This window comes from Rhodoferax sp. (genome assembly GCF_014859475.1).
In the GTDB taxonomy this organism is placed as follows: domain Bacteria; phylum Pseudomonadota; class Gammaproteobacteria; order Burkholderiales; family Burkholderiaceae_C; genus Rhodoferax.
In genome coordinates, this window is sequence record NZ_JACUUE010000141.1 from 1 (window position 1) to 6,715 (window position 6,715).

At 63.0% G+C, this 6,715-nt stretch carries 9 protein-coding genes; 5 read left to right on the forward strand and 4 right to left on the reverse strand.

Annotated features, from left to right (window positions below; genetic code table 11):
* On the forward strand, positions 1 to 598 hold a 598-nt coding region (locus IBX54_RS11130), incomplete at its 5' end, for an ABC-type transport auxiliary lipoprotein family protein (protein ID WP_296542723.1).
* On the opposite strand, the gene IBX54_RS11135 is transcribed toward IBX54_RS11130, so the two are convergent.
* Entirely contained in the window at positions 558 to 1,949 is a 1,392-nt protein-coding gene (locus tag IBX54_RS11135; protein ID WP_296542724.1) for a phosphatidylserine/phosphatidylglycerophosphate/cardiolipin synthase family protein, read from the reverse strand. The genes IBX54_RS11130 and IBX54_RS11135 overlap by 41 nt on opposite strands.
* Positions 1,946 to 3,886, reverse strand: a complete 1,941-nt coding sequence (locus IBX54_RS11140) for an AsmA family protein (protein ID WP_296542725.1) — start codon at positions 3,884 to 3,886, stop codon at positions 1,946 to 1,948. Before IBX54_RS11140 ends, IBX54_RS11135 begins: the two co-directional genes overlap by 4 nt.
* 122 nt (positions 3,887 to 4,008) lie before the next feature.
* Here IBX54_RS11140 and IBX54_RS11145 point away from each other — a divergent pair, with 122 nt between their 5' ends.
* Entirely contained in the window at positions 4,009 to 4,413 is a 405-nt protein-coding gene (locus tag IBX54_RS11145) for a YXWGXW repeat-containing protein (RefSeq protein ID WP_296542726.1), read from the forward strand.
* Between the two features lie 236 nt (positions 4,414 to 4,649).
* On the opposite strand, the gene IBX54_RS11150 is transcribed toward IBX54_RS11145, so the two are convergent.
* A complete protein-coding gene (locus IBX54_RS11150) occupies positions 4,650 to 4,964 on the reverse strand; it encodes a BON domain-containing protein (RefSeq protein ID WP_296542727.1) in 315 nt (104 codons plus the stop codon).
* Between the two features lie 203 nt (positions 4,965 to 5,167).
* On the opposite strand from IBX54_RS11150, the gene IBX54_RS11155 reads away from it, so the two are divergent.
* From IBX54_RS11155 to IBX54_RS11165, 3 genes are all read left to right on the forward strand, one after another.
* Positions 5,168 to 5,470: an ATP-binding protein gene (locus tag IBX54_RS11155; RefSeq protein ID WP_296542728.1), complete on the forward strand. Its 303-nt coding sequence runs from the start codon at positions 5,168 to 5,170 to the stop codon at positions 5,468 to 5,470.
* Positions 5,451 to 5,708, forward strand: coding sequence for a hypothetical protein (locus IBX54_RS11160; RefSeq protein ID WP_296542729.1), 258 nt, complete (start codon positions 5,451 to 5,453; stop codon positions 5,706 to 5,708). Before IBX54_RS11155 ends, IBX54_RS11160 begins: the two co-directional genes overlap by 20 nt.
* 114 nt (positions 5,709 to 5,822) lie before the next feature.
* On the forward strand, positions 5,823 to 6,488 hold the full coding sequence (locus IBX54_RS11165; protein WP_296542730.1) for an alpha/beta hydrolase: 666 nt from the start codon (positions 5,823 to 5,825) through the stop codon (positions 6,486 to 6,488).
* 45 nt (positions 6,489 to 6,533) lie between these two features.
* Here the strand turns inward: IBX54_RS11165 and IBX54_RS11170 are convergent.
* Positions 6,534 to 6,715 (reverse strand): hypothetical protein (locus IBX54_RS11170; protein WP_296542731.1); only part of this gene is annotated, 182 nt, incomplete at its 5' end.

Below are 6,715 nucleotides of genomic sequence, written 5' to 3' on the forward strand. Positions count from 1 at the left end.
GCCATCGGCGAGACCGGCGACAGCTTTTTATGCACTTGACACCGCGCTGCAGCCGAACACGGTCAAGGCGCCAGCCGTGGCCACGGCAACGCCGGCCAAGACCGCCCGGGCAGCCACCTTGCTGATCAGCCCGCCGCACGCTGCTGCCGGCTTTGACAGCCCGCGCATCATCTACCTGCGCGAACCGCACAAGCTCGAATACTTTGCCCAAAGCCAGTGGGTTGAGCCGCCGGCGCGCATGCTCGGGCCGCTGCTGGCTGCCGCCATCGAAAAAACCGGCGCCTTTCATGCCGTGGTGTTGATGCCCGGTGCGGCCTCGGGCGAGCTGCGCCTGGACACCGACATCATCCGCTTGCAACACGAGTTTCAAAGCATCCCGAGCCAAGTGCGCCTGACGCTGCGCGCGACGCTGGTGGACAACAAAACCCGCCGGGTGCTGGCCTGGCAGGAGTTTGAGGCGATCGAGCCCGCCGACTCGGAAGATGCCTACGGCGGCGTGCTGGCAGCCAACCGCGCGGTGCAAAAAGTGGTGGGCCAGCTGGCCGCGTTTTTGCCTGCTACAGCAGCCGCCCCCAGTGCTGCGCCAGCCACTCCTTGAGCTTGAACTGCAGCGGCCGCTCGGCCCAGGCTTGCGGCGTGATGCGCTTTGAGGCGTCCAGGTCCTGCTGGTGCATGGCCTGCATCCGGGCGGCAAATTCGCGCCCCAGCACCACCGCATTGACTTCGTCGTTGTCCAGGAAGCTGCGCCAGTCCAGGTTGGTCGAGCCCACCGTGGACCAGACGCCGTCGATGACGGCGGTCTTGGCGTGCAGCAGGGCGCCCTGGCGCTCGTAAATCTGCACGCCGCCGGCCAGCAGACCGGCGTAATGGGCACGCCCGGCGTGAAACACCAGCCCGGAGTCGGAGTGGCTGGGCAGGATCAGTTGCACCTCGACCCCGCGCGCGGCGGCGTCGGTGAGCGCACTGAGCAATTGCGGGTCGGGCACAAAGTAGGCGTTGCTCAGGTGGACAAATTTTTCGGCGTTGCCGATGGCCGAGATCAGCGTCAGGTAAATCAGGCTGTAGGGATCGTCGGGCGTGCTGCCAATGGCGCGCACGATGTCTTTGCCCTGCGGCGCGAGCTTGGGGAAATAGGCTTTGGCGGCCAGCGCCGGGCCGTGTTGCTTGTCCCAGGTCTGCAGGAACAATTTCTGGAATTCGGCCACCACCGGGCCTTCAATTTGCAGGTCGGTATCGCGCCACACCACGCCTTCGGCGGGTGACTTGAGGAGGCGCTGCAGCACCACCGATCCCGAGGTATAGACACTGCTGATGTTGATACCGCCCAGAATGACGGAGCGGCCATCGACGATGAGCAGCTTGCGGTGATCGCGGTTGTTGATTTGCCAGGGGCCTTTGGCGGCGAGGGGATTGATGGGGTTGAACTCCAGCACGGCAATGCCGGCTTTCGACAGGCGCTCGAAAAATGCCCTGGGCGTGTTGATGCCGCCCACGCTGTCATAGATCAGGTTGACCTGCACACCGCGTGCCTGCGCCTGGATCAGCAAGTCGGAAAACTCACCCCCGGTGGCATCGTCTTCGATGATGTAGGTCTCGAGGTTGATGTGGTCCCTGGCCTGGCGGATGGCGCCGAACATGGCGGCGTAGGTGGCGGCGCCGTCCTGCAACAGGCTGACCTTGTTGCCCAGAACCAGCGGGCTGTCGCTGATGGCCTGCTCCAGTGCCATTTGTTTGTCCAGGATGTCGATGTCGCCCGACTTGGCTTGCAAACTGGCCAGGATGGCGGCATTGCGTTTGGCCGACACCGGCCCGCGCGCGGTCTCGAAGTTGGCCACCTGTGCGCTGTGGCGTTCGATCAAGGCATCGGTATCGGGCAGGCTGGCACAGCCCGCCAGCGCTGCTGCGGCCAACAGCACCAGCCAAGGTGGCAGACGAAGTTTTGCGATCATTTTTTACCTTGCAGCCATTGCGCGCAATCGCTGTCCTGCCCCGGCCCGGCATCGACCAGCGGGATCAGCGCCAGCAGCGGGTTGATTGCGCCCAGCGCCAGGGCGCCCAGTGCGCGCACCGCCATCTGGCCTTTGTCCACCCGAATGATGGGCTTGGCAAAATTGCCGCCGATGTGGATCGGGCTACGCAAGGACAGCGGACTGGTGTTCTTGGTTTTTTGGGTCAGGGTCAGGTCCAGTTTTTCCTGCGCCAGGTCGATGTTGCCGCTGCCCAGCAGCGTGGTCACCTCGGTGTCGAGCAGCAGTGTGCTGGCTTCCATGATGCCGGATTTGACATCGAAGCTGGCGACGGCGCAGCGCAGCTTGATTTGTTGGTCGCCCGACAGCGTGAGCCGGAAAATTTCCCAAAGGTGCAGGCCGGCTTTTTCCATCGTCAGCTGGCTGATCTCGCCGCGCGACATCAGCAGGGCGACCGAACCATCGGCATTCGCCAGCATTGTGCCCACCGAGTTGCCGCTGCCCGCCAGCTTGATCTGGCCGCCAATCTGGCTGGTGCTGGCCGTGCCTTTTTGATCGGCCGGCATCAGTTTGGCCAGCGCCAGGCGCTTGAGTTGCAACTGGGCTTTGGCCCGAATCGGGTTGTGGCGGCCGTCCAGCGTGATCGCCGCCATCAGTTGGCCGCCTGCCACGCCAAACTGCAGCGGGTCGAGCGTGAGCACCGAGTCCTTCAGGTGCAAACGGGTGCTGAGCGCCTCCAGCGGCATGTATTGGGCCTGGCGCATCGATTGGGCGCTGAACTTGACGTCGGCATCCACGGAGTCCCAATTGGCAAATTTGAAGGGCAAATCCGGCATGACCCGCTTGGATCGGGGGGTGACAGCGCCGGCTGTTCCCGTGGCCTCGACGGCCTGGCTGGCGGCCTCCAGGTGGCCGGGGCGCGCGCCGATGACCGGGCCGAGGTCTTCCAGCGTGAGTCGGTTTGAGACCAGGTCAGCCGTCAGCAACGGCCGTTTGCCACCCGTCTCGACCTGCCACCAGCCCGACAGGTCGCTGCTGCCCACGCGCCCTGAAAACGCGTCGTAGCGCAGCGTGTTGCCCTTGCGCACCAGGTGCCCCTGGGCGACATAGTCGCGCGTGGCGGGCAGGGCGATTCCGGTCAGGGTGAAGAGTTGGTTCAGGTTGTCACCGCTGAGCGCCATTTGCATGTCGATGGCTGAAAATTTGACCAGGCTGGTGATGTGGCCGTCCGCCTGAATATGCGTTTGGCCCACCGTGGTGTCGATGGTCAGGCCGAAAGGCGTGCTGTCGTCCCGCAAGGCCAGAACCGAGTCGCCCGTGCCCTTGGCGCTGAGTGGCAAGCCTTTGTATTTGCCCTTGGCATTGAAATTGACCCCGGCCTCGCCCTGGCTGCCTGCTGGCGCGGCGATGGTGGAGAGTTCGGCGCGAATGCTGGTTTTTGCGGCCGGGTCGTCATAGCCAAGCGCACCCTGGTCGAGCGTGAGGCGGTCGATGGCGACGCGGGCGTTTTCGTCCTCCTGCTCGCGGTCGAGCAGCCAGGTCTTGCGGCCATCGGCCCCGACTTCCAGAAATACCACGGGCTTGACCAGGTGCAGGTCAGATATGGACAGCTGCTGCGCCAGGAGTTGCGGCAAGTGGACGGAGAACGCCACTTCGTCGGCCGTCAGCATCTGTGCTTGCGCCGCCCAGGCCGGGTTGGCGAAGCTGACCTGACGCGCTTGCACGCGCGGCCAGGGCCAGCCCAGACGCACATCAAGGTCACCCTGGATCAGCAATACCCGGCCGGTTTGCGCGAGCACCTTTTGCTGCAGCGGCGCGCGCAGCCAGTTCCAGCCGAACAGGGCAATGAACAGGACCGCCGCGATGACGAGGGCCAGCACCGCACTGGCGATCCATTTGAGCGTTCGTGGCAGGGTCACGGTGGTGCTTTCAAAAAAGGAACAGCGTAATCCGGGTGATGAATGGCGTCAGTGCGCTGACGCACTGACGGCGCCGACCCCAGCCGCGAACATCTGCTTTTTAATCATAGGAGAATATTCAGATGAAACATGCCAATTTGGTTCGATCCCTGGCCCTGTCCGTGGCCCTGGCTGCCAGCAGCTCGGCGTTTGCCCAGATCAATTTCAACATTGTGGTGGCGCCGCCCGCGCCCATGCATGAGGCTGTGCCCGCAGTGCAACCCGGTTACGTTTGGGCGCCGGGCTACTGGGCCTGGAACAACGACCGCCATGTCTGGGTGCGCGGGCGCACCATCCTTCAGCGCGAAGGCTACAACTGGTCGCCTGACCGCTGGGTGCAGCAGGACGGGTTTTACGTGCGCCAGTCGGGCCATTGGGAGCGCAGCCAGTATGTCAAGCCGGTGAAGGTCAAGAAACCAAAACACAACAACGGACGCCGCAACCATGGCGAAAACGGCCGGTGGAACCAAGGCGTCGAGCGTCAATAGCTTGACGCCTGGCCCGGCGCTTGTCCTCACGACCTCCTTTGTCGAACTTATGTTTGCTCGACCCCTGATAAGTTCCGGCCAATAAGAAGCCCCGCGATCCGATAGGCAGATCCGGGGCGACGAGCTTTTTGGTCAAGCTCAGGCGCAGGTCAAGTTCACCGCTGGTTCTTGCGCAACCACACTGGGGTGGGCAGTGCAATCTTGTGCAAAAGACAGGGCTTCATGAAGCTGCCTGATCAGGGACGAACGACGATTTCGTTTCTGACCGACTTCACGTTGTTGACGTTGCGCGCAATGTTTTCAGCAGCGCTTTTTTCGGTCAGGCTTGTGGCAAAGCCGGACAGCATCACGGTGCCGTTGAGGGTTTCCACGCTGATGGACGAGGCGCTGACCAGCTTGCTTTCAGCCATGCGGGTCTTGACAAGTGTGGTGATGCCGGCGTCGTCAACATAAGCGCCAACGGTTTGCTGACCACGGCTGACGGCGCAACCGGCGGTAGTGAGCAGGGCTGCAGCCATCATGGCGGCGACGAGTGTGGTGCGAATTTTCATATGAATCTCCAGAGGATATTGATGGTGTAAGCCCCACCACCTATGGGCGAAAGGCCGGGCTGATCCCGGACGATGCGGTGACTTTAAAAGTTGCCCGTGCGGGCGTCGGTGCGCTGGCGCACCAAAGCGGTTGACTTTGAAGGCGGCGACATCCAGAACTTCTTGTCCAAAACGCCGAGGAGATTTTTACAGCCCTGTTTGTCATGGAGCGCAATTTCGTCGGAAGAGCGCAAGAGCTCGAGGCCCTGCTTGGCGCGTTGGCGCGCGCAGTCGCGGGGCAGCCCGGCGTGGCGCGGCTCACCGGGGAGCCAGGCATCGGAAAGACCCGAACGGCGCAAGAGTTTGTCGAGCATGCGCAGCATCTTGATGTGCTGGCCCTCTGGGGCCGCTGTCCGCAAGAGCAGGGTGCGCCGCCTTATTGGCCATGGCTGCAGCTGATTTGCCGCTATGCAGCGCTGAAGGATGAGTCCGTACTGGGCCAGATACTTGGCGCCGCCGCCGCGTAGCTGGCTGCGCTGCACGAACAGACCGAAGGCCACCCTTTCCGGCACCGGCGGGCCGCAGACCTACACCGGCAAGGACGTGTTGGCGGCCCATAAGCACATGAATATCGACGAGCAGGAGCTGGTATCCGCCATCGACGATGTGATGACCGCGATGACCAAGAACGGCTACGAGCAGGCCGCAAAGAACGACATTCTGGCCATCTTGTACTCGCTCAAGGGCGACGTGGTGCGCGTCTGATTGAAGCGGCGTTGGTCGGACCTGGACCGTCAGGAGATGACTGCAGACTTGATAACTCACAAGTCAGGCTGAATCAGAGCGGATTAAGCTTTGATGTCACTGGAGGGTTCATCAATGCAGTCATTCCATCCATCCGAACGCTCGCAACTGGTTCGCATGCCGGTCGATCAGGTGTTGATCGACGGCATGCTGGAACTGCCCGCCAAACCGGCGGGCCTGGTGCTGTTTGCCCACGGCAGCGGCAGCAGCCGACACAGCCCGCGCAACAATTTTGTCGCCAGGGTGTTGCGCGAAGCGGGCCTGGGCACGCTGCTGATGGACCTGTTGACCCCGCAGGAAGACCGCGACTACCAGACGCGGTTTGACATCGAGCTATTGACCCGGCGCCTGCTGCTGGCCAGCCATTGGGTCAAAGAAAATGTTCAGGCGGCGCAGCTGCCGCTCGGCTACTTTGGCGCCAGCACCGGCGCGGCAGCCGCTTTGCGCGCCGCCGCTGCCATGGGGAACAGGGTGCAGGCCGTGGTCTCGCGCGGTGGCCGCCCGGACCTGGCCGGGCAGGCTGATCTGGTGAAGGTGCGCGCGCCCACCTTGTTGCTGGTGGGGGGTCTGGATACCCAGGTGATCGAGCTCAACCAGGCCGCCTATGCCTTGCTGTCGTGCCCCAAGAAACTCAGTATCGTGCCTGGCGCCACGCATCTGTTCGAGGAAGCCGGCACGCTGGAACAGGTGGCCAGTCAGGCGGCTGGCTGGTTCGGCCAGCATCTGGCGGCCAAGGGCTAACGGTCATGGCAATTCGGCGTTCCCGAATGACGATGTTTTTTTGCGTTAAGGATTTGGATGCGCTGGCTGCAGCGGAATCACAAAGCAGCTCGACCCGGTCAACTCGGACCAACTCAGGTTTTCGCCGGCTTGCAGCAGTTGCGCGCCCGGCACCGCGGCGGCTTGAAGTGCATCTGCGCTGCTGGCACGGATCATGATGAAACGCATGCTGCGCTGCTCCCGCACCA

Coding starts and splice junctions, on each gene's coding strand:
- IBX54_RS11135 (WP_296542724.1), bottom strand. CDS start 1,949: ATGATCGCAAAACTTCGTCTGCCACCTTGGCTGGTGCTGTTGGCCGCA.
- IBX54_RS11145 (WP_296542726.1), top strand. CDS start 4,009: ATGAAACATGCCAATTTGGTTCGATCCCTGGCCCTGTCCGTGGCCCTG.
- IBX54_RS11150 (WP_296542727.1), bottom strand. CDS start 4,964: ATGAAAATTCGCACCACACTCGTCGCCGCCATGATGGCTGCAGCCCTG.
- IBX54_RS11155 (WP_296542728.1), top strand. CDS start 5,168: ATGGAGCGCAATTTCGTCGGAAGAGCGCAAGAGCTCGAGGCCCTGCTT.
- IBX54_RS11165 (WP_296542730.1), top strand. CDS start 5,823: ATGCAGTCATTCCATCCATCCGAACGCTCGCAACTGGTTCGCATGCCG.